Genomic DNA, 26,085 nt, shown 5'->3' with positions numbered 1-26,085 from the left:
GACGGATCACTGCGGCGCATGGGAGGTGCCGACGGATGGGTACGGATCGGACCCGGTTGGCCCGGCGGGGGATGCTGGCAGGGTTGGCCGGCTTCCCTCTCCTGCTCCGCGACGGCCGGCCTGCCCGCGCCCAGGAGCAGGCTCCATCGGTCCCGCCCACCGACGTCACCTTCCTGTTCTCCAATGACGTCCACACCTGCCGCATGGGCAACGGCCTGAGCCCGAACTGCGCGGAGGAAGGCAAGACCGACGAGAATCTGCTCCGGCACATTCGCGCACTCAACCGGGTCACCGAGCTGCGCTGGCCGGCCGAGATCGGCGGCAAGGCCACCGGGCTCGCCAGCGCCGGTCAGCCGATCGCCCCGCCGCTGGGCCTGGTGCTGGGCGGCGATCTCACCGACGACGGCGGCGGCCAGACCGCCCTTCCCGAGGAAGGCAGCCAGCTCGTCCAGTTCTCCGAGCGCTACCGGCAGGGCGAAGGCGATGATCGGGTGCACATGCCGGTCTATCTGGGCCTGGGCAACCACGACCTCGACCAGGACGGCCACCCGCCGGACGTCGACTGGTACCGGCGCGAGTTGCGCGACTATGTCGAGGTGAACCACCGCAGCGGCGTGTTCTTCCATCCATCCGTCCCGGTGCCGAACTACCATGTCGATTCCGACAGCTATTCCTGGGACTGGGACGGCCTGCACCTGGTCCAGTGCCAGCGCTTCGCCGGTGACACGGGCAAGGGTGCGATCAGCGGCCTGGACTGGCTGAAGGCCGACCTCGCCGCCCATGCCGCCGATGGCCGGCCGGTCATCCTGTTCCAGCATTATGGCTGGGACAGCTTCTCCACCGAGCACTGGGACCCGGCCCGCCACACGTTCGATCCCGAGGGTGCCGGCCCGGCGCACTGGTGGACCGACGCCGAGCGCGGCGCGCTGCTGGACGCGATCTGGGGCCATAACGTGATCGGCATCTTCCACGGCCATCAGCACGAGTCGGCTCTGATCTACCGGGCCGGCCAGCTCGACATCTTCAAGCCCAAGGCCGCCTTCCTCGGCGGCTTCGCCGTGGTGCGCGTGACCGACCACGCTCTGGACGTGGTGCTGTGCGAAGCGGCGGCCGAGGGCTCGGTGGTATTCGACCAGGCGTTCAGCAAGACGCTAAGTTGATGCGACCATTGACCACACCGCCTCGCAGGCGAAACATAAACTCCCTGAGGCCGCATCAGTTCCGGAACGACACTCGCACCTTCTGGAAAATCTCTACGATGAGTTGCATAACATTACCGACACTCGGTGAGGCATCATAATCCCGGAAAGTGGAGCGGAAACATTATAACCAAGGTCAGAGGCAAGCCGCATAAAAGCATGATGACGTACGTGTCAGACAATGGTACTGTATGCACATCGCATGATGTTGTTCCTTGATTGAAGTATCAAGTTACCGCCGCCGAAGGGCTTATGAAGCAAACGGCACATAAGGGATGTTCTCTTATGCTCCTACATAGGTAGACGTTGCCAGGTGGTTCCGCGGACCAGCGGACCCGGCCTAGATTCTAAAAACCAGCATCTCCCTCGACATTGATCACATGCAAGGCGCGGGCGGCTGCTCGCGCATGCCGATTCTGATGCGTTTTCACGTCCTCGCGCCCCTGCGCTGCAAGTGCCCCTGCGGTTCGTGGGAGGCATGCGCTCCGGCTGCGGCCAGCAATCGGGAGACCAAGAGATGGCGAGCATCAAGGAGATCGGCAGCTCCGGCACACTTGGCGCAATGGGTGCGGCCATCCGGCAGCTCCCGGGTCCGCGTTCCAGCGAACTGCTGCGGCGCCAGGCCCGCTGGGAGTCGAACGCCCGCACCTATCCCAGGCGGCTGCCGATCGCGATCGCCCGGGCCTCGGGCAGTTTCGTCCAGGACCTGGACGGCAACGTGTTCATCGATTTCCTCACCGGTGCCGGCGTCCTGTCGCTGGGCCACGGCCATCCGGAACTGGTGGAAGTGGTAGCGAGGCAGCTCGAGCTGCACGCGCATGGCCTGGATTTTCCCACACCGGCCAAGGATGCGTTCGTCCAGGCCCAGCTCAGCATGCTGCCGGGCACCATGCGGGACCGGATGAAGCTGCATTTCTGCGGTCCCGCCGGAGCCAATGCCGTCGATGCCGCGATCAAGCTGTGCAAGACCGCGACCAGGCGCGGCGAGATCGTCTCCTTCCAGGGCGGCTTCCACGGCAGCAGCCACATGGCCATGGCGCTCACCGGGCTGGTGGAGCAGAAGGCCCCGGTGCCCAACGGGGTGCCCGGCGTCCATTTCTTTCCCTATTCCTATTGCGGCCGCTGCCCGATGGGCACCGGGCCCGAACACTGTGCGATCAACTGCGCCACCTATCTGGAACTGGCACTCCAGGACCCCAATGGCGGCATCCCCCTGCCGGCCGCGCTCATGCTCGAGCTGGTGCAGGGCGAAGGCGGGGTCATCCCGGCGCGGCCGGAGTTCGTGCAGCGGATCGCCCGGATCGCCCGGCAGCTGCAGATCCCGCTGATCGTGGACGAGGTCCAGACCGGCTGCGGCCGGACCGGGACCTGGTTCGCCTTCGAGCAGTATGGGATCGAGCCCGACGTGATCGTGGCGTCCAAGGCACTGAGCGGGATCGGCATGCCGGTCGCGATCATCATCTATGATGAGCGTCTGGACTGCTGGGGGCCCGGTGCCCATACCGGCACCTTCCGCGGCAACCAGCTCGCCTTCGCCGCCGGGGCCGAAGCGGTCCGGATCGTGCTGCGCGACCGCATCCTCGACAATGTCCGCCAGCGCGGCGCCCAGATCGACCAGCGGCTCTCGCGGCTGCTGAGCCTCCCATGGGTGCGGGAGGTGCGGGGCATGGGCCTGATGTGGGGCGTGGAACTCGCCGATCCGCGCGATGGCAGCCCTGCTGGCGCGGTGGCGCGCGAGGTGCAGGCGGACTGCCTGCGGCGGGGCCTGATCGTAGAGTGTGGTGGCCGTGACGATTGCGTCGTCCGCCTGCTGCCCCCCCTCAACGTGACCGAGGAAGTGGTCGACGCCGCCTGCTCGATCCTGGTGGCTGCCATCACCGCAGCGAGTACCGACACCACCGCCGTGGCCTAGCCGACCTCCGCACCACAAGCGGGAGCGCGATCATGCTGGAGATTCCCGGCGCGCTGGCGCGCGCCCAGGATGTCGAGCCGCCGGATCTGGCAGCCATCACGAGCCTGGCACGACCGCATTGCGTCCTCGTGGATTCCAGCGCCCGCCATGAGCCTCGCTGGCGCGCGGGCGAACGGCTGCACCATCTCTTCGAGGAGACCTGCGACCGGTTGCAGGCGAACAGGCAGGCCGACCGTCTGGCTGTCGATGCCGGCGACGTCACGGTCACCTATGGCGATCTCGATGCCCGCGCCAACCGGCTGGCTCGCTATCTCGGGGCACAAGGCGCGCAGCCCGGCGACCGGATCGGCCTGATGTTCGACCAGGCGTCGTCGGCCTATGTCGCCATGCTTGCCGTGCTCAAGATCAACGCGGTGTACGTGCCGCTGGACGCCGGCTTCCCGGCCGACCGGCTGTCCTACATCACGGAGGATGCCGGGTTGCGGTGCCTGCTGTCGCTGGCGCCGCTGCGCAATCGCCTCGCCCATCTTCCCGTGGCGCTGATCTGTCTCGACGAGGCGGAGGCCGAGATCGCGGCCCTGCCGGGGCACCGGTTGACGGCGATCGAGGCCGGGGAGCCTGCCGGCGAACTTTGCTACGTGATCTATACCTCGGGCTCCACCGGCCGCCCCAAGGGCGTGGCAATCTCCCAGGCGGCCATCTGCAACTTCGTTCGCGTCGCCGCCGAGAGCTACGGCATTCAGCCGGATGATCGGGTCTACCAGGGCATGACGATCGCCTTCGACTTCTCGGTCGAGGAGATCTGGGTGGCCTGGATCGTCGGCGCGGCCTTGGTGCCCAAACCGCCCGGCCCAAACCTCTTGGGCCGGGACCTCTGGGACTTCCTCGACGCGCAGGCCGTCACCGCACTGTGCTGCGTCCCCACCGTGTTGGCGACCCTGGACCAGGACCTGCCACGCCTGCGCTTCCTGCTGGTCTCCGGCGAAGCCTGCCCGCAGGAGCTGATCGCCCGCTGGCACCGGCCAGGGCGCCGTTTCCTCAATGTCTACGGCCCCACCGAGGCCACCGTCACCGCCACCTGGTCGGTGGCCGAGCCCGGCAAGCCCGTCACCATCGGATCACCCCTGCCCACCTACAGCGTGGTAATCCTCGATCCGGCCGAGGCCAGGGTGCTGCCGATCGGCACGACCGGCGAGATCGGCATTGCCGGGATCGGCCTGGCCGACGGCTACCTCAACCGCGATGACCTCACCGATCGCGCCTTCATAGCGGACGTCATCGGGATCGCGCACAACCCCGGCGGGCGGATCTACCGGACTGGCGATCTCGGCCGCATCAATGCGGATGGTGCCATCGAGTATCACGGCCGCATCGACACGCAGGTCAAGATCCGTGGCTACCGCATCGAGCTGACCGAGATCGAATCGGCGCTGCTCCAGGTCGAGCGTGTGGCACAGGCCGTGGTCACCACCATCGAGCCGGAGCCGGGCCTGGTGGAGCTGGCCGGCTACTACACGCTGCAGAATGGCGCGCCTGCGCTCGACCACGGCCAGGTCCTCGCGCGCCTGCGCCAGTGCCTGCCCCCTTACATGGTCCCGGCCTTCCTCGAGCAGCTCGATGCCATCCCGATGCTCGCCGGCGGCAAGGCCGACCGCAAACGCCTGCCACGGCCCAAGGGCCCGCGCAGCCTGGCGATGCAGCGTACATGCGCTGCCCCGGCCACCGACATGGAGGCAGTCCTGGCCGACCTACTCGCCCGGGTGCTGCACCTGGAGCAGATCTCCGCCGACCATCACTTCTTTGATGAACTCGGCGCCAATTCCCTGCTGATGGCCCAGTTCTGTGCCCGGGTGCGGGAACGGTCCGGCCTGCCATCGGTGGCAATGAAGGACATCTACCTGCACCCGACAGTCAGGCAGCTGGCCGCAGTCCTGGAGCAGAGGGCGCCCGCTGCCCGGATGCACATGCGGCAGGAGCCGATACCGGCTGCCGGAACCGGCCGCTACGTGCTGTGCGGCGCGCTGCAGATCCTTTTCCTTCTTGCGGCTTCCTTCCTCGGCACACTGGTGATGATCGGCGGCTATGAGTGGATCTCGGCAGCCATTGGCTGGGCCGATCTCTACCTGCGCGCTGTGCTGTTCGGCGACACGCTCTTCGTGGCCATGTGTCTGCTCCCCATCATGGTGAAATGGAGCCTGATCGGCCGCTGGCGGCAGGACGAGATCCCGATCTGGAGCCTCGCCTACCTGCGCTTCTGGATCGTCAAGACAATGGTTCGGGCAAACCCCATGGTGATGTTCCTGGGCTCCCCGCTCTATGTCCTCTACCTCAGGGCACTGGGTGCCAGGATCGGCCGGAACGTCGTGATCCTGTCACAGAACGTCCCAGTTTGCACCGATCTGCTCTCGATCGGCGATGGCACCATCATTCGCAAGGACTCGTTCTTCAACGGCTATCGTGCCCATGCCGGCCGGATTCAGACCGGCCGGGTGAGCCTCGGCAGGGGCGTGTTCGTGGGCGAGCATTCGGTGATCGACATTGACAGCTCGATGGGCGACCAAGCCCAGCTCGGCCATGCCTCGTCCCTGCATCCCGGCCAGGCGGTGCCGGACGGTGAGCACTGGCACGGCTGTCCGGCCAGGCCGACTGCGGTGAATTATCAACGGGTAGCTCCCGCCGAATGTGGCGCGCTGCGGCGCACCGGCTATGGCGCCATGCAATTGCTGACTACTTTGGCGCTTACGGTACCCCTTGGGTCAGCCGGCCTGACGATGATGCTTGAGCATCTACCGCTGCTGGAAAGCGTTCGCGACCAGGAGTTCGCCGGCTACGACACCTGGTCCTTCTACGGCGGCTGGCTCGCCGTCTCCTTCATATTGTACTTCGGCACGGTGCTCGGAGGGCTGGTCATTGTAGCCACTGTCCCCAGGCTGCTTACCCTCATGCTCACGCCAGGCAAGATTTATCCACTCTACGGCGTACATTTTGTCGTCCAGCGACTTATTCAGAGCATCAGCAATCAAAAGTTTTACACTGAGCTTTTTGGAGACAGCTCCTATATCATTCACTATCTGCGTTTGATCGGCTATCGTTTCGAATTCATCGAGCAGACCGGCTCCAATTTCGGAACGTCCCTGAAACACGAGATTCCGGGTCTGTGCGCAGTCGGCTCTGGCACATTGGTCTCGGATGGATTGTCGATACTCAACACCGACATCTCCAGCAGTTCCTTCTGCGCTTCGCATGTGCTGCTGGGTGCGCACAGCTTTGTTGGCAATGACATCGTCTATCCGGCGGGCGGCCGGACGGGCGATGACTGCCTGCTGGGCACAAAAGTCATGATCCCGCTCGATGGTCCGATTCACAAAGAGGTCGGTCTCCTCGGATCCCCATGCTTCCAGATTCCGCGGTCGGTTCAACGGGATCACCAATTCGACCACCTAAAGGCCAAGGATGAGTTGCGTCGCCGGCTTGTAGCCAAGAATCAATACAACCTTGCAACAATGGGCATATTCTTGACTGCAAGGTGGATTCATTTTTATGGATTAACCCTGATAACCATTTTTTTGCTCGATTTATATTTTTCGCACAGCCTGCTGCCGTTAGGATTTTTACTTGGCTCTGCCGTCGCGTTCAGCGTTGCCTACTTTGCTTTGCTGGAACGTGCCTTTGCTTGCTTCCGCCACCTGGCTCCAAGATACTGCTCGATCTACGATTCGTACTTCTGGTGGCATGAGGCTTACTGGAAGCTGCTAGTGCCAGCCTTTGTCATGGATCTGTTCAATGGAACGCCAATCAAGAACGTGATCTGGCGGCTGCTGGGTGTACGGATAGGCAAGCGCATTTTCGACGATGGGGCCGGCATTCCCGAGCGGACGCTTGTCTGTATCGGCGATGACTGTGCGATCAACGCCAATACGACTATCCAGTCCCATTCACTGGAGGAAGGCACCTTCAAGTCGGACCACATCGTGATCAGCGCCGGTTGCACCATCGGCGTCGGAGGCTTTGTCCACTATGGCACGACAATGGGTGAAGGTGCCGTACTGGACGCGAACTCCTTCCTGATGAAGGGCGAGGTGATGACATCAGGCTCGACTTGGCGGGGTAATCCCGCCCGGGAGGTCGTCGACGTCGCGCAATCTGCCGAGGCTCTCGACGTCTCACCAGGCCCCAGGCCGAAGAATGTAGTCGCTCCCATCCACCCGACGCAGCGGGCAGCTTAAGCCGATATCAGCTAATGTCTGCTGATACTCCACTCGACAGTTTCAGGATCATTCGATGCGGGCTCGGCTAGCTGTGCTGTTGGCGTCAACCCTGGGGTCGGTGGCAGTACCGGCGTCGGCAGACGAGCCTCTGCGCCGGGCCACCGCTCCTCCCCAGTTGTCGAGCGAGCCGGTGTCCGACGAAGGCAGGACGCTCGCCCCGGACAACGACGAGGAAGACGAAGACGAGGAAAGCGGCGACGAAGACGACGATGAAGATGACGAGGATGAAGCGCTCAGTACTGGCGAGGGGGAGGGAACCGCACCGCACGAGAGCACCGGCACACGAAGTTCCCGCCATCACTTCGAAACGGCGATCTCCTTCGGCCTCAGCTACGAGACCAACCCGGATAATGTCGCGAAGCTAGGTGGCAGGAGCCTCCCCCCTGGCGACGGTCAGTCAGGCAATGATGATGACGATGATGACGACGATGATGAAGACGACGATGAAGATGACGAGGAGACCCGGCAGAGCGATTTCTCCGCCACCTTCGGTCTGGATCTGACGCACCGCTATGACCTCGACACGACGATTCCAACCCAGTTGCGCACCGACCTTTCGCTGGAAGGGGCGCGCTATGCCGACCAGACCGACAACGACTACACCTCGTTCGACCTGATGCTCGGCCCAGAGTTCCAGCTGGACGAATCTAGGGAAGCTAGCCTGCGCCCTTTCATCGCCGGCACACTTCTGGGGCTGGGTGGCGAACTGCTGTCGCGCTCGGCAGGTGCCGGGCTCGAGGGCGACCTGCTGCTGACGCCGAAGCTCACTCTCGGTGCCACCTTCAGTTCCCTCTACGAGAAGTATGAGGACACCCAGGACGAGCCGACCGGCAGTGACCAGACCGGATGGTTCCATGCCCTGTCGCTGAATACCGATTACGAGCTTGCCGAGGATACCACCCTCACCATCGGCCTGATCGGCAACTTCAAGCAGGCAGCGGAGAGCTTTGAGCAATATTACGAGTTGGGCTTCAGCATCGGTCTTGAGCATTCCCTGCCAAACCCGCTGGGCCAGGACCTGGACCCGATGAAGCTCAGCGTCGAAGCCGGCTACATCTACCGCCCTTACGACGATCCCGATCCGGACGCGGACATCGACAAGACGGAGACCGACCGGCAGTTCGATGCCAACTTCGTAGCGATCGTGCCCTTCCGGCCCCGCTGGAGCACGATTGTACGCCTCTCCTATACCAATAATCAGTCCAACTACCCGGACGAGGAGTACGACAATTTCGGCATCCTGGTTGGTGTCAGCTATGACTTCGACTCGGACAATGACTGACAGCCTGCCGCCTGCTGCCTGACGACCGGAATGCCGCTACTGCCATTTTTCAGCGGCATGTCCCTCCATCGCGCCCGGCAGCAGGTCGCACGGCGCATGCCTCAATGCACCGTCGCCACCTCGCGCACCTCGATCACGCCGGCCATCCGCTCCAGGTCCGGGCGCCTGGCCGGGGGCAGGCCCAGCCCGTCCGGCAGGGCCAGCACGACCTCGCCTGCGGCATGGGTCAGCACCAGGCGCAGGCGGCCCTGGCGGGCGGTCTTGGGTGCCAGCAGCGGACGCATCGCCAGGGCCGCCTCCACCGAGGAAAGCCGGATGGTCAGGTCCGGCACGTGCGGAACCAGCAGTTCCTCGAGTGCCTCGACCTTGTGCGCGGTCAGGCGCACCATGTCGCCGTCTACCCGCCCGTCCGCCTCGATCACCAGCGGCACCTTGCTGTCCAGGAGCTCGCGGGTGCGGGCCAGGATCTCGGAGAACAGGGTCACCTCGAACTGACCGGACGGGTCGCTCATCGCGACATGGGCAAAGCGCGCGCGCTCGGTCACCCGTTCCTGCTTGCCCAGCACCACGCCTGCCAGCTTCAGCCGGCCCGGCTGGCCGGAGGTCAGCCGCTCGACGATCTTGTCCGAAGGGGTGATGCCGTACTGCGCCATGGCGGCGACATAGCCGTCCAGCGGGTGGGCGGAGAGATAGAAGCCGATCGCCTCCATCTCCGCCTGCAGCCGCTCCAGGGCCGGCCAGTCCTCGGCCTCGGGCAGGCTGGGTGCGCTGGGGGCCGCGGTGGTGCCGCCGAACAGGCTGTCCTGGCCGCTCTCGGCCTCGGCCTGGGCCGCCTGGGCGGCACGCAGCAGGAATTCCGCGCCCTCGCAGATCCGGCGGCGGTTGGGCAGGAGCTGGTCGAACGCGCCCGCCTTGGCCAGCGCCTCGAGCAGGCGGCGGTTGATCACCTTGGTGCCCAGCCGGTGGACCAGGTCGAATGGCGAGGTATAGGGGCCGTTTCGCTCCCGCTCCTCGACCAGCGCCTCCATGGCGGCACTGCCCACCCCCTTGATCGCCGCCAGCGCATAGCGGACCGCCGGCCCCTCAGGGGTCTCCTCCACCGAGAACTTGACCTGCGAGGCGTTCACGTCCGGCGGCAGGAGGGTGATGCCGCTGGTGCGCAGCTCCTGCTGGAACATCAGCAGCTTGTCCTGATTGGCCATGTCCATGGTCATGCAGGACGCGAAGAACTCGTGCGGGTGGTTCGCCTTCAGATAGGCGGTGTGATAGGCTAGCAGCGCGTAGGCTGCGGCGTGCGACTTGTTGAAGCCGTAGGAGGCGAACTTCGCCACCTGGTCGAAGATCACCTGGGCGAGGTCCTGGTCGATGCCGCGCTCGGCCGCCCCCTTGACGAAGATGGCGCCCTGCGCGTCCATCTCCTCCTTGATCTTCTTGCCCATCGCCCGGCGCAGGAGGTCCGCACCGCCCAGGGAATAGCCCGCCAGCTCGCGGGCGATCTGCATCACCTGCTCCTGGTAGATGATCACCCCGTTGGTCTCGCTAAGGATCGGCTCGAGCAGCGGGTGGAGATAGCCCGGCTCCTCGGTCCGGTGCTTGACCGCGATATAGCGCGGAATGTTGTCCATCGGGCCCGGCCGGTAGAGCGACACCATCGCGATGATGTCCTCGAACACGTCCGGCTTCAGCTTGCGCAGGGCATCGCGCATGCCGGCACTTTCCAGCTGGAACACGCCGGCCGTCTCGGCCCGGGCCAGGAGCTCGTAGGAGCGCCGGTCCTCCAGCTCGAGCTTGGCCAGATCCAGCGCGGTGCCGCGCTCGCGCACCAGCTTCTCGCCCATAGTCAGCATGGTGAGCGTGGTGAGCCCCAGAAAGTCGAACTTGACCAGGCCCGCGGTCTCGACGTCCTTCATGTTGAACTGGGTGACCGGCATGTCCGATCTGGGGTCGCGATAGAGCGGCACCAGCTGCTCCAGGGGCCGGTCGCCGATCACCACGCCCGCGGCATGGGTGGAAGCGTGCCTGGGCAGCCCCTCCAGCTTGCGCGCGATCTCGATCATCCGCTCGACCTGCGGGTCGCTGTCGCGGGCCTCGATCAGCCGGGGCTCCATCGCCATCGCCTGTTCCAGGGTCGGCGGGTTGGCCGGGTTGTTCGGGATCAGCTTGGAGATCTTGTCGACCAGGCCATAGGGCAGGCCCAGCACCCGGCCGACGTCGCGGATCACCGCTTTCGCCTGCAGCTTCCCGAAGGTGATGATCGAGGCGACCCGGTCATGGCCGTAGCGGTCGCGCACGTAGCGGATCACCTCGTCGCGCCGGTCCTGGCAGAAGTCGATGTCGAAGTCCGGCATCGACACGCGTTCGGGATTGAGGAAGCGCTCGAACAGCAGGCCGAAGCGGAGCGGGTCCAGGTCGGTGATCGAGAGCGACCAGGCCACCACCGAGCCCGCCCCCGAGCCGCGGCCCGGCCCCACCGGGATGCCGTTCGCCTTGGCCCATTTGATGAAGTCGGACACGATCAGGAAGTATCCTGGGAACTTCATCTGGGCGATGACGTCGCACTCGAACTGCAGCCGCTCGCGGTACGGCCTGGCCGCCGCCTCGCGCGCGGCATCGTCCATCCCTTCCGTCCAGACCGACTGGCGCAGGCGCGCTTCCAGCCCTTCCGCCGCCTGCTTGCGCATCTCCGCCTCCTCGTCGGCGGCAAACGTCGGCAGGATCGGCTTGCGCTTGGGTGCCTCGTAGGCGCAGCGCCTGGCGATCACCAGCGTGTTCTGCACCGCCTCCGGCAGGTCGGCGAACAGCTCCGCCATCTCTTCAGCGGACTTGAACCGGTGGTCCTTGGTGAAGCGGCGCCGCTCGTCCTCGATCAGGAGCCGGCCATCCGCGATGCAGATCAGCGCGTCATGCGCCTCGTAATGGTCCTCTTCCAGGAAATGGCAGTCATTGGTCGCGACCAGCGGCAGGTCGAGCGCGTAGGCCAGATCGATCATCGCCCCTTCGGTGGCGTTCTCCTCGGGCAGGCCGTGGCGCTGGATCTCGACATAGAGCCGGTTCGGCCAGATCGCCTTCATCCGCTCCAGCATGGCGCGCGCCCCCTTGGCGTCGCCGCGCAGCAGGCGCTGGCCGATCGGGCCGAACGCACCGCCGGTGAACACGATCAGCCCCTCGGAATGGGCCGCCAGCTCGTCCATGGTGACCGCCACCTGGTCCTTGCCGGCCAGGTAGGCGCAGGTCATCAGCCGGGACAGGCTCAGATAGCCCGCCTCGTTCTGCACCAGGAAGACGAGTTGCTCGGTCTCCTGGAGCGGCGGCGCCCCCGTCTGTGGCCGCCGCGGCTCAGGACCGCCTTCCGGCACCAGCGCCAGCAGCGCGCCCACCACCGGCTGGATGCCGGCCTTGGTCGCCTCCTTGCAGAACTCCATCACGCCGAACAGGTTGCAGCTGTCGGTGACCGCCACCGCCGGCATACCCAGCGCCTTCGCCTTCTTCGCCAGCTCGCCGTTCTTGATCGAGGCCTCGAGCAGGGAGAAGCAGGAATGGACGCGCAGATGCACGAAGGAGGCGAGCGCCATGGGATCCTCTGGATGAACGGACCGCCCGAGCCTGTCCGCCCGGCGGGCACAGTTCAAGGTGCTGCTGGTGACGCGTAGCTCGCGCGCATCATCGAGAAAACATAATCCAGCTGCAGGTAGCTGTCGAAGCTCGTCACCCCGGTCGAGGGCAGCTTGAACCATTCGGGCTGCGGCGCGCCGCGATAGCTCTCGAACGAGCCGTCCTCGTTCTGCTTGAACACTGGCGGGCGGGTGGCTTCCGGCGGGCCCAGCTCGTGGTCCGGATAGCCTGTGCCGAACTCGAACGAGGCGGCGGCGTTGACGCGCGGCCCGATCGCCGATCGGACATGGCAGGTCATGCACGACGCGGTCCGCTGGAACCCGGTTTCCAGCTCGGAGTTGGCCAGCTGCACCGGCTGGCCGTAATCGTCGGTAAAGTCGATCTGGGTGCCGCGCAGCCGGTAGTGCGCCCAGACGGTATCCTCCAGCCCGAAGCCCGCCGGCAGCCGGCCGCAGTCCAGCGCCTCGGGCGGGCAGGCCACGCTGTCGCGCGATGGGATCAGCCAGCCTTCGTCATGGATCCCGCGGCGGAACGGGTTGTCGACATGCTCGAAAGTCGCCCACAGCCAGCGCGGCAGGACCTTGGACATGACATGGAGCGAGGTCAGGCCGTACAGGCGCTCCTGGCCGTCCGGCTCGTCGCTGAGCGTGGCCCAGTGGTAGCGGATCTTGTCCGCCTCGCCGATCGGCCGCCAGACCGCCTTGATCTCGATCGCTCCGGGCGGGAACTGCACCGGCAGGCCCGCATAGAAGCGCCGCTCCTGCCCGTCGATCGAGTAGAGACCGTTGTCGCGGAGATAATCGAAGGTGGCACGGTTCATCCGCACCTCGTCCTTCTGATGGCCGGCCGTACCGGGCGGGATCGGCCTGGTATCGCGCACCAGGGTCTGCTGCAGTGGCTGCTCGTCCGGATCGCGCTCCGGGCCCAGCCGGCTCGACGCATCCGGCCAGGGCGGCGGCGCCTGCCCGTCCGGCAGATAGACGTCCTTGGTCAGCGCCCAGGTCTCCCAGACCACCGGCCGCGGCTCACCCAGTGCCGCTTTTGGATCCGGCGCACTTTCCCCGTCCAGCGCCGGCCAGTTGATCGCGACGAACAGTTGCCAGGCGAACCGGTCCGGATCGCGCAGGGCCAGGGCCACGTCGTCCGGCACGATCCAGGGCTCTGCCGCGGCGCGTGCCGCCGGGCCGGTCAGGGTCAGCAGCACGCCCAGGCCAGCCATTGCTGCCAGTGAACGCCATCCCTTCATTCCCGCCTCCCCACTCATTCGTCGTACGGCTCGCGCTCGCCGCAGACCGATGCCTGTACGGGTCATAAGAGTGACGCCGGTACGCATACCAGTAACAGTCCGCGAACCGTTTTTCCGGAACGACGAAAATCGGGAGAGGTGCATCTCATCCAGAGGGCAGCAGATCCGGGCTGCCCGACTGCAGCGCCGGCCGGGCGACCGCCAGGAGCTGCCTCCAGCCGCACCATTCGATCTATGGGTAGAGCGAGATCGAAGTTGTGGGTGGCGGCCAGTGTCGATGTTGCGCACCGGGTCCATGCGCAGAACGGACAACCAACGACCTCGCACAAATCACAATAGATACGGAACGATTCTAACAAATATCATGCACGCTTCACTCCAGTTGGAGTTCGGACTCCTCGATGATAGGCGTCCACTTGACGAGTTCAGCCTGGACATGTGCTGCAAGTTCTTCAGGCGTCGAACCTATCGGTGTAACGCTCAGCACCTTGAGCTTGGCAGCGACTCCGGGAACCTTCATCGCTGCCAGTGCCGCATCATGCAGTCGTCGAATGACCGGCTCAGGCGTCCCGGCCGGAGCGAAGAGGGCATTCCAGGAGTAGGTATCGTAGCCGGACAGGGTCTCGGCGATGGTCGGCAGTTCCGCGACGGCGGGAGCGCGCTCCCTGGTGGTGACTCCCAGACCCCGCAGCGTGCCGGCCTGGATATGCTCCAGCGTGGGCGGCAAGTTGTCGAACATGATCGGCACATGCCCTCCCATGACGTCGATCAGGGCCGGTCCCGCTCCCTTGTAGGGCACATGGATCATGTCGACTCCGGCCATGCTCTTGAACAGCTCGGCCGAGAGATGGGATGGAGTGCCGTTGCCGGCGGAGGCATAATGGTATCGGCCTGGATTGTCCTTGAGCAGGTCGATCAGCTGTTGGACGTTCTCGGCAGCAAGACTGGGATGGACAACCAGCACGTTGGGGATGAGTGCAAGCAGCGAAATCGGCGCGAAGTCCTTGATGGGGTCGTAGGGCAACTTCTTGTAGAGCGCCGGATTGAGCGCGTGCGTGGCGATCGTCGCCATCAGGATCGTGTAGCCATCGGGATCGGCCCTGGCCACGGCGGCTGAGCCGATGGTACCGCCGGCTCCTCCACGGTTCTCGATCACGACCTGCTGGCCGAGATGCTCTGCCATCTCCGAAGCAAGGAGACGTGCCACGAGATCCGTCGATCCACCGGCAGGGAATGGCACGACGAGCGTGACAGGCCGGTCAGGGTATGGACTTCGAGCTCCAGCCTGTGCTGTCTTCCAGGCAGCCATTGCCACCATTGTGCCAATGCTCAGCATTGTCCGGCGACGAATAAAAATGCAAGACGCCGACATGATGCTTCCTGGAGATCTATATGTGCCCTGCTCTAGTGTGAGGCAGGTCATGCAGTCCAGGATTGTCCAATCTGCTCACTACTGCAACCGCATTCATGTGCCGTCGAGATGGCGGAGGCTCCCAGTCTGCTCGCTCGATCTTACAGATGTCCCTGTGGCGTCGCAGCGCTGGAAACGGTCTCCGAAACGGGGAAAGGCCCGCGGGAGGATAGAGGATACGTGTAGGCCCAGCCGAGCCATGATCGCCGGAGCTGCTGTCATGTCTGAGGACCGTCGCCGGTATCCGACCGTCCTGTCGAAAAAGGAGTGGGCGCTCCTTGCGCCCGATGCAGGGCAAAGCGTCAGCGCCATAGGGCCACCGTTGGCCGGCTGTTCCCAGGTATCCTGGCCACCCCAAGCTTGGTTGCCCCTGGCTTGGCACAAACAATCACTGCACCGAGCCCATGGCACCATGCGCTGGCCCATCTTGCGGCGCTGGACCAGGGTCTCCAGCGCCGCCCGTTCAGCCTCAGTCAGTTCAAGTGCAACCGCCCTCGGTCCACGAGCCATGGCAGCCTTCCCTGACAAGGGAGCCGCCATCGCTCAACTTGCCCGAGGTGCAAGCTGATCTTCATCTCGCACCACAAGGCCGGCAGGCTTATTCTGCAGGTGACATGAAGCCCGTCGTTTCAGGGACGCCCGGCTGTCGCGTCGCGGTGCAGCGGCGTCGTGTCCGTCCGCGTCACCAGCACGGTGACGATCTCGAACAGACCGATCAGCACGAAGGGCACCCAGCTCCGCTCGGCGAAGCCGAACAGCCAGGGCGACGCCATCAGCAGGATGGCACCGGCCACGTCCAGGATCAGGTGCCCCGCCATCGGGATGAGCCGGAGGATCGCCAGCTCGTAGCGGGTCAGCAGGCTGTAGACGATGATCCCGAGGCCGAGCAGGATGGGGATCCACTGGCCAAAGCTGCGGTCAGAGGTGCCTGCCATGTAGGGCAGGCCGATCAGGATGATCGCCACGATATAGTCGAGCGCGCCGTGCGCGCGGGTCGAGAGGAAGCGCATGTTGGTCACCCAGGGACTGTGCTCGCCAAGCTAACCCTGGTGACTACCGGTCGTTCCTCCCGGCTCAGCCCGGCGAGGAGACCCCGGCCATGGCGCGGGCCGGTTCCGGCCGCGGCACCGCCAGAAGCTGCCCCCGCTCCAGCCGCACCACCCGGTCCATGCGGAAGGCAAGCTCGGGGTTGTGGGTGGCGATCAGTGCCGCGGTGCCCGTGCTGCGCACCACGTCCAGGAGCAGCGCGAACACGGTCTCGGCCGTCGCGGTGTCCAGGTTGCCGGTGGGCTCGTCGGCCACCAGCAGGGCCGGCCGGTTGGCCAGCGCCCTTGCGATCGCGACCCGCTGCTGCTCCCCGCCGGAGAGCTTGCCCGGCCGGTGCTCGCGCCGTTCGCTCAGGCCCACCTGGGCCAGCAGCTCGGCCGCCCGCACGCGCGCCGCACGCCTTGCGGTGCCCGACAGCATCTGCGGCAGCACCACGTTCTCCTCGGCCGTGAAGTCGGCGAGGAGATGATGGAACTGGTAGACGAAGCCGATCGCCTCGCGGCGCAGCCGGGTGCGCTCGACATCGCCGAGCTTCGCGGTCGGCCGGCCCAGGATCCGCACCTCGCCGCCGTCCGGCCGCTCCAGCAGGCCGGACTGGTGCAGCAGGGTCGACTTGCCCGCACCCGAAGGGCCCACCAGCGCCACGATCTCGCCGCGCCCCACCATCAGGTCCACGCCGGTCAGCACATGGAGCCGCTCGCTGCCCTGCCGATAGGTCCGCGTCACCCGTTCCAGGGACAGCACTGGCTCACTCATGGCGCAGCGCCTCCACCGGGTCGGTCGCAGCTGCCCGAAACGAGGGGTAGAGGGTCGCCAGCAGCGAGAGCACCAGCCCCATCAGCACCACCGAGACGACGTCGCCGGTCTCGATCCGGGCCGGCATCTGCGACAAAAAGCGGATCTCGGCGGCGAACAGCTCGGTGCCGGTGATCCGCTCCAGGAACAGCCGGATCGCATCGATGTTGGCGGCAAAGGCGATTCCCAGCACGGCACCCAGGCCGGTCCCGACCAGGCCGATCGCGGTGCCGGCCAGGAGGAAGATGCTGAGGATGTTGCCCTTGGTGGCGCCCATGCTGCGCAGCACCGCGATGTCGCGGGTCTTGGAGCGCACCAGCATGGTGAGCCCGGTGATGATGTTGAACGCCGCCACCAGCACGATCAGGGTGAGGATCAGGAACATCACGTTGCGCTCGACCAGGAGCGCGTTGAAGAAGTGGCTGTTGACCTGCTGCCAGGTGAGCAGCTGGGTACCGGGCGGCAGGAGCTGGTCGATGCCTGGCCGCAGGTCGCCCACCAGATCGGGATGCTGCACCTCGACCTCGATCGCGGTGACTCCTTCGCCGGTCTGAAAGTAGCGCTGGGCGTCGGCCAGGCTCAGATAGACGAAGCTGTTGTCATACTCGTACATGCCGATCTCGAAGACCGCGCCGACCGTGAAGGTCACGACCTTCGGGATCATGCCGATGCCGGTCGCTGTCCCCTTGGGCGAGATCAGCTGGAGCGGCGAGCCGACCCTCAGCCCCATGCGCTGGGCCATGCGCACGCCGACCGCGGCGACGTTCTCCCCTTCCAGCCGGTCGAGCGAGCCCGCCAGCACGTGGTCGGCAATGAACGGGCGCTGCTTCAGGTCCTCGAGGCGCAGGCCGCGCACCAGGGCGCCCGACGCGGCGCCGTTCGCCGACGCCATCACCTGGCCCTCGACATAAGGAAACACCAGCTCCACCCCCGGTGCCTCCCCCAGCCGGTCGACCAGCGGCTGGTAGTCGATGATCGGCCCCTGGGAGATCACCGTCGCGTGGCCGTTCACACCCAGCACCCGCGACAGGAGCTCGAAGCGGAAGCCGTTCATCACGGCCATCACCACGATCAGCGTGCCGACGCCAAGGGCGATGCCGAGAAAGGCGAAGCCCGCCACCAGGGAGATGAAGCCCTCCCCCTTGGTGGGGCGCAGGTAGCGCCGGGCGATCAGCCGCTCGACCGGGGAGAACATCAGGCGGCAAATCGCGCGAGCAGGGCGTCCACCGACAATTCCTCGACCGCACCGGTCCGGCGCGACTTCAGCTCGACCGTGCCGGCCTTGGCACCGCGCGGGCCGACCGTCACCTGCCAGGGCAGGCCGATCAGGTCCATGGTGGCGAACTTCGCACCGGCCCGCTCCTCGCGGTCGTCATAGAGGACTTCGACCTTCGCAGCCTCCAGCTTCGCGTAGAGATCGTCGGCCACCCCGCGGCAGAGCTCGTCGTCGGCACGCAGGTTGATCAGGCCCACCCGGAAGGGGGCCACGCTCTCCGGCCAGACGATGCCCTTCTCGTCATGGTTCGCCTCGATCAAGGCCCCCACCAGCCGCGACACGCCGATCCCGTAGGAGCCCATCTCGACCGGGACTTCCTTGCCGTCCGGGCCCAGAACGGTGGCACCCATCGGGGCAGAATATTTGGTGCCGAAGAAGAAGATGTGCCCGACCTCGATGCCACGGCCGGAGCGGAGCCGCTCGGGCGGCACCGGGCAGTTGGCCGGGTCATGCAGTTCGTCGGCCGCCGCGTAGAGCTGCTTGAGGTGCGCCACGTCCAGGTCGTCGGCCGAGAAGTCGATCTCCTCGAAGGCCTGGTCGAAATAGACGGCACTCTCGCCGGTCTGGGCCAGGATCTGGAACTCATAGGACATGTTGCCGCCGATCGGGCCGGATTCGGCGCGCATCGGGATGGCGGTCAGCCCCATCCGCTTGAAGGTCTTGAGATAGGCCACGAACATCCGGTCGAACGCCGCTGCCCCCGCCTCGATGTCCAGGTCGAAGGAATAGGCGTCCTTCATCAGGAACTCGCGGCCGCGCATCACGCCGAAGCGCGGGCGGACCTCGTCGCGGAACTTCCACTGGATGTGGTAGAGGTTGAGCGGCAGCTGCCGATAGCTGCGCACGTGCTTGCGGAAGATGTCGGTGACGTTCTCCTCGTTGGTCGGCCCGAACAGCATCTCCCGCTCGCCGCGATCCTTGATGCGCAGCATCTCCTTGCCATAGGCGTCGTAGCGCCCGCTTTCCCGCCACAAGGATGCCGGCTGGATGGTCGGCATCAGGATCTCGATGGCACCGGCGCGGTTCTGCTCCTCGCGCACGATCTGCTCGACCTTCTGCAGGACGTTCCACCCCAGCGGCAGCCAGTTGTAGATGCCGGCCTGGAGCTGCTGGATCATGCCGGCCCGCAGCATGAGCTGGTGGCTGACGATCTCGGCCTCGGCCGGCACCTCTTTGAGGACCGGGAGGAAGTAACGGGAAAGGCGCATGGGAACTCGACGGTCGTGGGCTTCCTTGACGGGCGGACCATAGGGGCGGGCGTGGTCTGCCGCAACGACAGGCAGAATGGCACGCCACTGGTTTACGTAACGTTACCGCCCCCCGTCCTCAGGACCGGCTGGGCGCGACCCTCAGGATCTGCCCGCCGGACCGGTCGGTGACGGCATAGACCGCTCCGTCCGGCCCGACCTTCACATCGCGGATCCGGTGGCCGAGATCGATCCGCTCCTCGCCCGTCACGCGGTCGCCGTCCAGGATCAGCCGGACCAAGCCCTGCGAGGCCAGCCCGCCGATCAGCATGTTGCCCCGCCATTCCGGGAACAGGTCGGCGTCGTAGTAGGCCATGCCGGAAGGTGCGATCACCGGGTCCCAGTAATAGACCGGCTGCTCCATCCCCTCCCTGGCGGTGATGCCCTCGCCGATCGGCTTGCCCGAATAATCGATGCCGTAGGTGATCACCGGCCAGCCATAGTTCTTGCCGGGCTCCGGCCGGTTCAGCTCGTCGCCGCCTCTCGGCCCGTGCTCGACCGTCCAGAGCCGGCCCTGCCCGTCCAGGGTCGCCGACTGGAGGTTGCGGTGGCCGTAGGACCAGATCTCGGGCCTCGCGTCGTCCCGCCCGACGAACGGGTTGTCGTCCGGCACGGTGCCGTCGAGGTTCAGCCGGATCACCTTGCCCAGATGACTGTCCAGCTGCTGCGCCTGGACCCTGGGCCTGGGGTCGGAGCGTTCACCCAGGACGAGGAACAGCTTGTCGTCCGGCGTGAACACGATCCGGGAGCCGTAATGCTTGGTCGACCGCCAAGTGGGCATCTGCCGGAACAGGATCTCGACATTCTCCAGCGCCACAGTACCGCCCTGCTCGCTCAGGCGGGCGCGCGCCAGGGTCGTGCCGTTGCCGCCTTCGCGCGGCTCGGAGAAGCTGAAATAGATCAGCCGGTCCTCGGCAAAGCCCGGGCTCAGCGCCACGTCCAGGAGCCCGCCCTGCCCGCGCGCGTCGACCTCGGGCACGCCGGTGACCTCGATCCCCCGCCCGCCGCCGGCCGGCAGGATCCGCATGGTGCCGGCCTTCTCGGTGACCAGCATCCGCCCGTCCGGCAGGAACTCGAGCGCCCAGGCACTGGCCAGGCCGTCCACGACGGCCGTGACCTCGACCTCGGTCGCCTCGGCCGCCGGCGCCCTGGTCTGGCCGGCAAAGGCCGGCTGCTGGCCCCGGGCGTTGGGCGGGCTGGTCTCGACCGGTGCGCGGTCGGGCCGGGCCGTGGCCTCGGCTCCGGTAGCCGGCAGGTTGCCCGTCACGTCGTCGCTTCGCTGCGCATCGTTGGCATCCACCGTCCCGCAGGCGGCCAGCAGCATGGCCGAGGCGACCAGGGCAGCACGCTTCATCGACCAGATCTCCCGAGACTGCACTCCTGGCCACCAAGCTAGGCCGGGAGGGTCGCCGGAAAAGAGCAAGGCGCTTGCGGCGGCACCGGGTCAGCCGCGCAGCGTGACGATCCCGGAGGTCACGAACCAGTGGAATGCCCAGACCACGAGCGCCGCCAGCACGGTGGTGACCGCCGCCTTGGTCCAGAGCCGCGGCTGTGCCGGAGCACTATCGGCATGACCTCGCCCCGGCTCTTCGGGCGGCTGGGCACCGAACGGGAGAGCCATGAAGAAGATCATCCACCAGGCGATGACATAGCTGACGAGAAATTCGAAAAAGGTCATGTTTCGTCTGCGTCCGGGCCAGTGCCGGTTCAGGCCTGCTCGAGTTCGACCAGCGCCCCGTCCATGTCCTTGGGGTGAAGGAACAGGACGGGCTTGCCGTGCGCGCCGATCTTCGGCCGGCCGTCGCCCAGCACGCGCGCACCGGCTGCCTGCAGCCGCGCGCTGGCGGCCATCAGGTCGTCGACCTCATGGCAGATATGGTGAATGCCGCCGGCCGGATTCTTCGCGAGGAAGGAAGCGATCGGCGACTGCTCACCCAGCACGCCCAGCAACTCGATCTTGGTATTGGGCAGCGTCACGAACACCACCCGCACGCCGTGCTCGGGCAGATCCTGGACCTCCGAAACCTCGGCGCCCAGGAGGTCGCGCCAGCGCGCCCGCGCCGCCTGGAGGTCGGGCACCGCGATCGCGACATGGTTCAGGCGGCCCTGCTGCATCGGTCAGTCGTCCTCCAGCGCGTCGAGGGTGCGGTTGTCCAGGCGCGACACCTGCACCTCGATGATCGGCCGCCGGTCGCGCGGCAGGACGAAGGCTTGGCGGACCGCCGTGCGCACGGCGTCCTTCACCCGCTCGTCCTGCGCGGCATCGTCGTCCGACAGCGCCTCCACGGCAGCCACCACCGCCTCGATCACGTCGCGGCCGGCACTCTGCGGTGCATGGTCGCCCGCCCCCAGATCGGCCACGATCGGCGGGGCCAGCACGCTGCCATAGCCGTCCAGCACCAGGCTCACCATGATGGTGCCGTGGTTCATCAGCCGGCGCCGGGTGCGGAACAGCTCGTCACCCACGCCGCGGATCCGGTTGGAATCCAGGGCCAGCCGCCCGGTCGGCACCGAATCGACCACCCGCGCGTCGCCCGGCGCCAGCATCAGCACATCGCCGTTGTCGATGCGGATCGGATTGGGCACGCCCAGCGTCCGGGCCAGCTCGTGATGGGCACGCAGATGGCGCGGCTCGCCATGCACGGGTACGAGGATCTTCGGCCGGATCCAGCGGATCATCCGCTCCAGCTCGTCGCGGGACGGATGGCCCGAGACATGGACGAAATGGTCCTCCTCGGTGATCACCTCCACGCCATTGCGCACCAGCTGGTTGTGCATGTCGTAGAGCTTGCGCTCGTTGCCCGGGATGATCTTGGAGCTGAAGATCGTCGTGTCGCCCGCCTCCAGCTTGATGAAGGGATGGCTGTTGCCGGCAATCCGGGCGAGCGCCGAGCGCGGCTCGCCCTGGCTGCCGGTGCAGATCAACAGGACCTTGTCGCGCTGCAGCGAGGCCGCCTCGCGCGCATCGATCGGGCGCGGCGCATCCTGCAGGTAGCCGACCTCGCGGGCCGCCTCCAGCATCCGCAGCATGGAGCGCCCGACGATCGCCGGGATGCGACCGCTGGCCTTGGCCGCCTGGAGCATCGAGCCGATCCGGGCGATGTTGGAGGAGAAGGTGGTGATCAGCACCCGCTTCTTCTGGCGGCCCACCAGCTCGATCAGGCTGTCGCGGACCTCAGCTTCCGAGCCGCTGTCGCCCGGCCTGAGCGCGTTGGTGCTGTCGCCCAACATGGCCAGCACCCCGTCCCGACCGAGCTCGGTGAGCTGGTCGATCGGGGTGCGCTCGCCCACCAGCGGCTCGGGATCGAGCTTCCAGTCGCCGGTGTGTAGGACGTTGCCGTACTCGGTATGCAGCACCAGCGCGCTGGCATCCGGCACCGAATGGGTCACATGAATGAAGCTCAGCTCGAAGGAGCCGACGCGGAAACGCTGGCCGGGCTCGACGATGTTGATCTGGACCTCGCGGCCGAACGGCACGTCGTCCAGCTTGCGCTCCAGCGCGGCCGCCACGAACGGCGTGCACCAGATCGGGCAGCGCAGCCTGGGCCAAAGATAGGGCACCCCGCCATAATGATCCTCATGGGCGTGGGTGATCACCAGGCCCTCCAGCTCGGGCAGGCGCTCGGCGAAGCCGATGTCGGGCAGGATGATGTCCACACCCGGCAGGCTCTCGTCGGCGAAGCTGATGCCGAGGTCGACCATCAGCCACTGGCCATCCACGCCATAGAGCGCGGTGTTCATGCCGATTTCGCCCACGCCGCCCAGGGGGATGAAGCGCAGGCCGGGAGTGTTTTCGGTTGGATGCATCACTTGGTGTCGGTCTCGTCCGTTCGCGTTGCTGACAATCCCGGACGAAAGCGGGTCCGGGTCCACATGGGCGGACAGCCCGGCTCCGTGCGCGAACGGCGGGGTCGGACCAGAAACGATCCTCCGCGCTGACCGTCGGCGCACCGGTGGAGACGGGCCGAGAAAGGCTGGCCGGGCCGCATGGCCGGCAGGATGGCGAAGTGGGATGCCGATCGTGCTTCGGCAAGATGGCGATCGTCGCAGCAGCGTCGCTGGCTGCCAGCCGGCTCACGGTTGCGCCGCCGCCGGGTGGCGGGGCGGCAGGGCCGGCGGCGATGGCACGAGGCATGGACGGCATTCACTCCTGCCGTCTTCTACGCCGTCGTGGCGGATCCTGCCAGGGCTTCACCGGCGAACAGGACTTCGCCGGCCGTGACCCGCTGCAGCCGGCCGGTATCGACCAGGAGCGCGCCCTCGCCGTCGATGCCGACATAGGTCCCGCTCAGCACCTCCCGCCCGGGCCGGATCAGGATCGGCGTGCCGGGCGGGAGGCCGTGCGTGCTCCAGCGGCCGGTGATGGCCGCCATGCCCTCCTGGCGCCAGGCGGCATAGTTTCGCGCCAGGTGCTCCAGCAGCAGCGCTTCCAAGGCACCCGGCTCCGCGGTCGGCAGCAGGTCGGTCAGCGCAGCACTCGGCCGGTCCGGCAGCACCGGCGCGCTGGCGACGTTCACGCCCATGCCGATCGAGACCCATTCCACCTGCTGGCCGGAACCCGATTCGGATTCGAGCAGGATGCCGGCCAGCTTGGCGCCGTCCAGCACCAGGTCGTTCGGCCATTTCAGGTGAAGGCGGCCCGGCGGGATGCCCAGCGCCGCGCAAGCCTCGGCCAGCGACAGGCCGGCCACCAGCGCCAGCCCCGCCACCGCGATGGCCGAACGGCTCGGACGCAGCAGCAGGGTCAGATAGAGATTGCCCACAGGCGAGGTCCAGCCCCGCCCGTGACGGCCCCGGCCGGCAGTCTGGCGCCCGGCCACCACCACCAGGCCTTCTTCGGCCCCGGCCCTGGCGCGCTCGCGCACCAGGTCCATGGTGCTGGGCAGCTCCGAGTAGCGCTCGACCCGCCAGACCAGACCGGTGCCCGGCCTCTCAGTGGAAGATGGCACTCGCCGCTACCCCGGCACTGGCGAACAGTGGGTTGATCGCCAGCACCGCCACGATCAGGAGGATCGCCGAGATGCCGGCCACGGCACCGATGGCCGGCCGCAGCGGCAGGTCGAACGGCTCGGCCGCCTGATCAAACCAGACCAGCTTCACGATCCGCAGGTAATAGTAGCAGGCCACCACGCTGGAGAGCAGGCCGATCACCGCGAGCCAGACCAGGTCCGCGTCGACCGCCGCCTTGAAGACGTAGAACTTGCCGAAGAAGCCCGCCGTCGGCGGGATGCCGGCCAGCGAGAACATCAGGATGGTCAGGATGATGGCCAGGACCGGCTGGCGGCGCGACAGGCCGGCCAGCTCGTTGATGTCCTCGACATAGCTGCCCTGGCGGCGCATCGCCAGGATGCAGGCGAAGGTGCCGAGCGTCATGACCATGTAGATGAGCATGTAGAGCGCGACGCCGCGCACGCCGGCCATGGAGCCGGAGGCGAGGCCGACGAGCGCGTAGCCCATGTGGCCGATCGAGGAATAGGCCATCAGGCGCTTGATGTTGCGCTGGCCGATGGCGGCGAACGAGCCGAGAAGCATCGAGGCGATCGAGATGAAGACCACGACCTGCTGCCAGTCGGCGACGACCGGCTCGAAGGCGTCAATGACGATGCGAACCAGCATGCCCATGGCAGCGACCTTGGGGGCGGCCGCGAAGAAGGCCGTGACCGGGGTCGGCGCGCCTTCATAGACGTCCGGCGTCCACATGTGGAACGGCACGGCCGAGATCTTGAAGGCAAGGCCGGCGAGGATGAACACGAGGCCGAAGACGAGGCCAATCGAACGGCCTTCCGCTGTCAGGGCCGCGGCGATCTCCTGGAAGCCGATATGACCGGTGAAGCCGTAGACCAGCGACATGCCGTAGAGCAGCATGCCCGAGGAAAGCGCGCCGAGCACGAAATACTTCAGGCCGGCTTCCGTCGAGCGCAGGCTCTCGCGGTTGATCGCAGCGACCACGTAGAGGGCGAGCGACTGGAGTTCGAGCGCGAGGTAGAGCGACAGCAGGCTGTTGGCCGAGAGCATCAGCAGCATGCCGAGCGTCGAGAGCACGATCAGCACCGGAAACTCGAAGCGGTCGAGCTGCTCGGAGCGGGCATGGCCGACAGTCATCACCATCGCGGTGATGGAGCCGATCAGCGCCAGCACCTTCATGAACTTGGCGAAGGCGTCGGAGACGAAGGCGCCGCCATAGGCCTGCCCCTCGCCCGTCGCCAGCACCAGCCAGAGGCCGGCGATGATGAGAACCGCGACGGCGAGCCCGGTCACGGTCGTTCCCGACCGTTCGCCCGAGAAGACACCGATCATCAGCAGGACCAGGCCGCCGACGGCGAGGATGATCTCCGGCGTCGAGAGCTGAAGGCTGGCAAGGATTGTATCAGCAGTCATGTCTTGGGTCCCGTCGTCAGTTCGCCAGGAGCGCAACGGATTGCTGCGCCGCCTGCAGAGCCGCGGAATATTGGTTGAGAAGCGCGTCGACCGAGGCCGCCGTCACATTGAACACCGGAGCCGGATAGACGCCGAAGAAGATCGTCAGGATCACGAGCGGATAGAGCAGCAGCTTCTCGCGGCCTGACAGGTCGAGCAGCGACTTCAGGCTTTCCTTCTCGAGCGCACCGAAGATCACGCGGCGGTAGAGCCACAGCGCGTAGGAGGCCGAGAGGATGACGCCCGTCGTGGCGAAGAACGCGACCCAGGTATTGGCGCGGAAGGCGCCGAGCAGGGTCATGATTTCGCCGACGAAGCCCGAGGTGCCCGGCAGGCCGACATTGGCCATGGTGAAGACCATGAAGGCGACGGC

At 66.4% G+C, this 26,085-nt stretch carries 18 protein-coding genes; 4 read left to right on the top strand and 14 right to left on the bottom strand.

Going from position 1 to position 26,085, the window contains the following annotated elements:
• The first annotated feature begins 35 nt into the window (after positions 1-35).
• The 4 genes from VNS22_RS02140 to VNS22_RS02125 all read left to right on the top strand — a co-directional run bounded on the left by VNS22_RS02140 (position 36) and on the right by VNS22_RS02125 (position 8,661).
• Positions 36-1,160, top strand: coding sequence for a metallophosphoesterase (locus VNS22_RS02140; RefSeq protein WP_325729129.1), 1,125 nt, complete (start codon positions 36-38; stop codon positions 1,158-1,160).
• A gap of 601 nt (positions 1,161-1,761) precedes the next feature.
• Positions 1,762-3,111, top strand: a complete 1,350-nt coding sequence (locus tag VNS22_RS02135) for a diaminobutyrate--2-oxoglutarate transaminase family protein (RefSeq protein WP_349261683.1) — start codon at positions 1,762-1,764, stop codon at positions 3,109-3,111.
• Positions 3,112-3,143: 32 nt separating this feature from the next.
• On the top strand, positions 3,144-7,337 hold the full coding sequence (locus VNS22_RS02130) for a Pls/PosA family non-ribosomal peptide synthetase (protein ID WP_325729125.1): 4,194 nt from the start codon (positions 3,144-3,146) through the stop codon (positions 7,335-7,337).
• A gap of 172 nt (positions 7,338-7,509) precedes the next feature.
• Positions 7,510-8,661 carry a surface lipoprotein assembly modifier gene (locus tag VNS22_RS02125; RefSeq protein ID WP_325729123.1) on the top strand — a complete coding sequence of 384 codons (1,152 nt, stop codon included), beginning with the start codon at positions 7,510-7,512 and terminating at the stop codon, positions 8,659-8,661.
• A 101-nt stretch (positions 8,662-8,762) separates the two neighbouring features.
• On the opposite strand, the gene dnaE is transcribed toward VNS22_RS02125, so the two are convergent.
• The 14 genes from dnaE to VNS22_RS02055 all read right to left on the bottom strand — a co-directional run.
• Positions 8,763-12,233, bottom strand: coding sequence for a DNA polymerase III subunit alpha (gene dnaE / locus VNS22_RS02120; protein ID WP_325729121.1), 3,471 nt, complete (start codon positions 12,231-12,233; stop codon positions 8,763-8,765).
• A 53-nt stretch (positions 12,234-12,286) separates the two neighbouring features.
• Complete coding sequence (locus tag VNS22_RS02115) at positions 12,287-13,519, bottom strand: hypothetical protein (RefSeq protein WP_325729119.1); 1,233 nt, start codon at positions 13,517-13,519, stop codon at positions 12,287-12,289.
• Positions 13,520-13,892: 373 nt separating this feature from the next.
• Positions 13,893-14,891 (bottom strand): tripartite tricarboxylate transporter substrate binding protein, encoded by a 999-nt coding sequence (locus VNS22_RS02110; RefSeq protein ID WP_349261680.1) that lies wholly within the window; start codon positions 14,889-14,891, stop codon positions 13,893-13,895.
• A gap of 668 nt (positions 14,892-15,559) precedes the next feature.
• Positions 15,560-15,940, bottom strand: coding sequence for an SPW repeat domain-containing protein (locus VNS22_RS02105; RefSeq protein ID WP_349261682.1), 381 nt, complete (start codon positions 15,938-15,940; stop codon positions 15,560-15,562).
• Positions 15,941-16,004: 64 nt separating this feature from the next.
• Positions 16,005-16,733 (bottom strand): ABC transporter ATP-binding protein, encoded by a 729-nt coding sequence (locus tag VNS22_RS02100; RefSeq protein ID WP_325729113.1) that lies wholly within the window; start codon positions 16,731-16,733, stop codon positions 16,005-16,007.
• A complete protein-coding gene (locus VNS22_RS02095) occupies positions 16,726-17,970 on the bottom strand; it encodes a lipoprotein-releasing ABC transporter permease subunit (RefSeq protein ID WP_349261681.1) in 1,245 nt (414 codons plus the stop codon). The genes VNS22_RS02100 and VNS22_RS02095 overlap by 8 nt, the downstream gene beginning before the upstream one ends.
• Positions 17,967-19,256: a proline--tRNA ligase gene (gene proS / locus VNS22_RS02090; RefSeq protein WP_325729109.1), complete on the bottom strand. Its 1,290-nt coding sequence runs from the start codon at positions 19,254-19,256 to the stop codon at positions 17,967-17,969. Before proS ends, VNS22_RS02095 begins: the two co-directional genes overlap by 4 nt.
• Positions 19,257-19,374: 118 nt before the next feature.
• The gene (locus VNS22_RS02085; RefSeq protein ID WP_325729107.1) at positions 19,375-20,649 is read right to left on the bottom strand and encodes a PQQ-dependent sugar dehydrogenase; all 1,275 of its coding nucleotides are present in this window, start codon (positions 20,647-20,649) and stop codon (positions 19,375-19,377) included.
• Between the two features lie 90 nt (positions 20,650-20,739).
• Positions 20,740-20,973, bottom strand: coding sequence for a DUF1467 family protein (locus VNS22_RS02080; RefSeq protein ID WP_325729105.1), 234 nt, complete (start codon positions 20,971-20,973; stop codon positions 20,740-20,742).
• Positions 20,974-21,002: 29 nt separating this feature from the next.
• Positions 21,003-21,410, bottom strand: a complete 408-nt coding sequence (gene mce, locus VNS22_RS02075) for a methylmalonyl-CoA epimerase (RefSeq protein ID WP_325729103.1) — start codon at positions 21,408-21,410, stop codon at positions 21,003-21,005.
• Between the two features lie 3 nt (positions 21,411-21,413).
• Positions 21,414-23,102, bottom strand: a complete 1,689-nt coding sequence (locus VNS22_RS02070) for a ribonuclease J (protein ID WP_325729154.1) — start codon at positions 23,100-23,102, stop codon at positions 21,414-21,416.
• Between the two features lie 353 nt (positions 23,103-23,455).
• Positions 23,456-24,244: a biotin--[acetyl-CoA-carboxylase] ligase gene (locus VNS22_RS02065; RefSeq protein WP_325729101.1), complete on the bottom strand. Its 789-nt coding sequence runs from the start codon at positions 24,242-24,244 to the stop codon at positions 23,456-23,458.
• Complete coding sequence (gene nuoN, locus VNS22_RS02060; protein WP_325729099.1) at positions 24,228-25,673, bottom strand: NADH-quinone oxidoreductase subunit NuoN; 1,446 nt, start codon at positions 25,671-25,673, stop codon at positions 24,228-24,230. The genes VNS22_RS02065 and nuoN overlap by 17 nt, the downstream gene beginning before the upstream one ends.
• 16 nt (positions 25,674-25,689) lie before the next feature.
• Positions 25,690-26,085, bottom strand: a 396-nt coding sequence (locus VNS22_RS02055; protein WP_325729097.1) for a proton-conducting transporter membrane subunit, incomplete at its 5' end; no start/stop codon positions are given.

This window comes from Geminicoccus sp., assembly GCF_035556675.1.
Lineage (GTDB): Bacteria > Pseudomonadota > Alphaproteobacteria > Geminicoccales > Geminicoccaceae > Geminicoccus.
This window is presented reverse-complemented; position numbering and strand designations above follow the sequence as displayed.

Coding starts and splice junctions, on each gene's coding strand:
- proS (WP_325729109.1), bottom strand. CDS start 19,256: ATGCGCCTTTCCCGTTACTTCCTCCCGGTCCTCAAAGAGGTGCCGGCC.
- dnaE (WP_325729121.1), bottom strand. CDS start 12,233: ATGGCGCTCGCCTCCTTCGTGCATCTGCGCGTCCATTCCTGCTTCTCC.
- VNS22_RS02070 (WP_325729154.1), bottom strand. CDS start 23,102: ATGCATCCAACCGAAAACACTCCCGGCCTGCGCTTCATCCCCCTGGGC.
- VNS22_RS02130 (WP_325729125.1), top strand. CDS start 3,144: ATGCTGGAGATTCCCGGCGCGCTGGCGCGCGCCCAGGATGTCGAGCCG.
- VNS22_RS02105 (WP_349261682.1), bottom strand. CDS start 15,940: ATGCGCTTCCTCTCGACCCGCGCGCACGGCGCGCTCGACTATATCGTG.
- VNS22_RS02135 (WP_349261683.1), top strand. CDS start 1,762: ATGGGTGCGGCCATCCGGCAGCTCCCGGGTCCGCGTTCCAGCGAACTG.
- VNS22_RS02140 (WP_325729129.1), top strand. CDS start 36: ATGGGTACGGATCGGACCCGGTTGGCCCGGCGGGGGATGCTGGCAGGG.
- VNS22_RS02110 (WP_349261680.1), bottom strand. CDS start 14,891: ATGTCGGCGTCTTGCATTTTTATTCGTCGCCGGACAATGCTGAGCATT.
- nuoN (WP_325729099.1), bottom strand. CDS start 25,673: ATGACTGCTGATACAATCCTTGCCAGCCTTCAGCTCTCGACGCCGGAG.
- mce (WP_325729103.1), bottom strand. CDS start 21,410: ATGCAGCAGGGCCGCCTGAACCATGTCGCGATCGCGGTGCCCGACCTC.
- VNS22_RS02100 (WP_325729113.1), bottom strand. CDS start 16,733: ATGAGTGAGCCAGTGCTGTCCCTGGAACGGGTGACGCGGACCTATCGG.
- VNS22_RS02085 (WP_325729107.1), bottom strand. CDS start 20,649: ATGAAGCGTGCTGCCCTGGTCGCCTCGGCCATGCTGCTGGCCGCCTGC.
- VNS22_RS02115 (WP_325729119.1), bottom strand. CDS start 13,519: ATGAAGGGATGGCGTTCACTGGCAGCAATGGCTGGCCTGGGCGTGCTG.
- VNS22_RS02080 (WP_325729105.1), bottom strand. CDS start 20,973: ATGACCTTTTTCGAATTTCTCGTCAGCTATGTCATCGCCTGGTGGATG.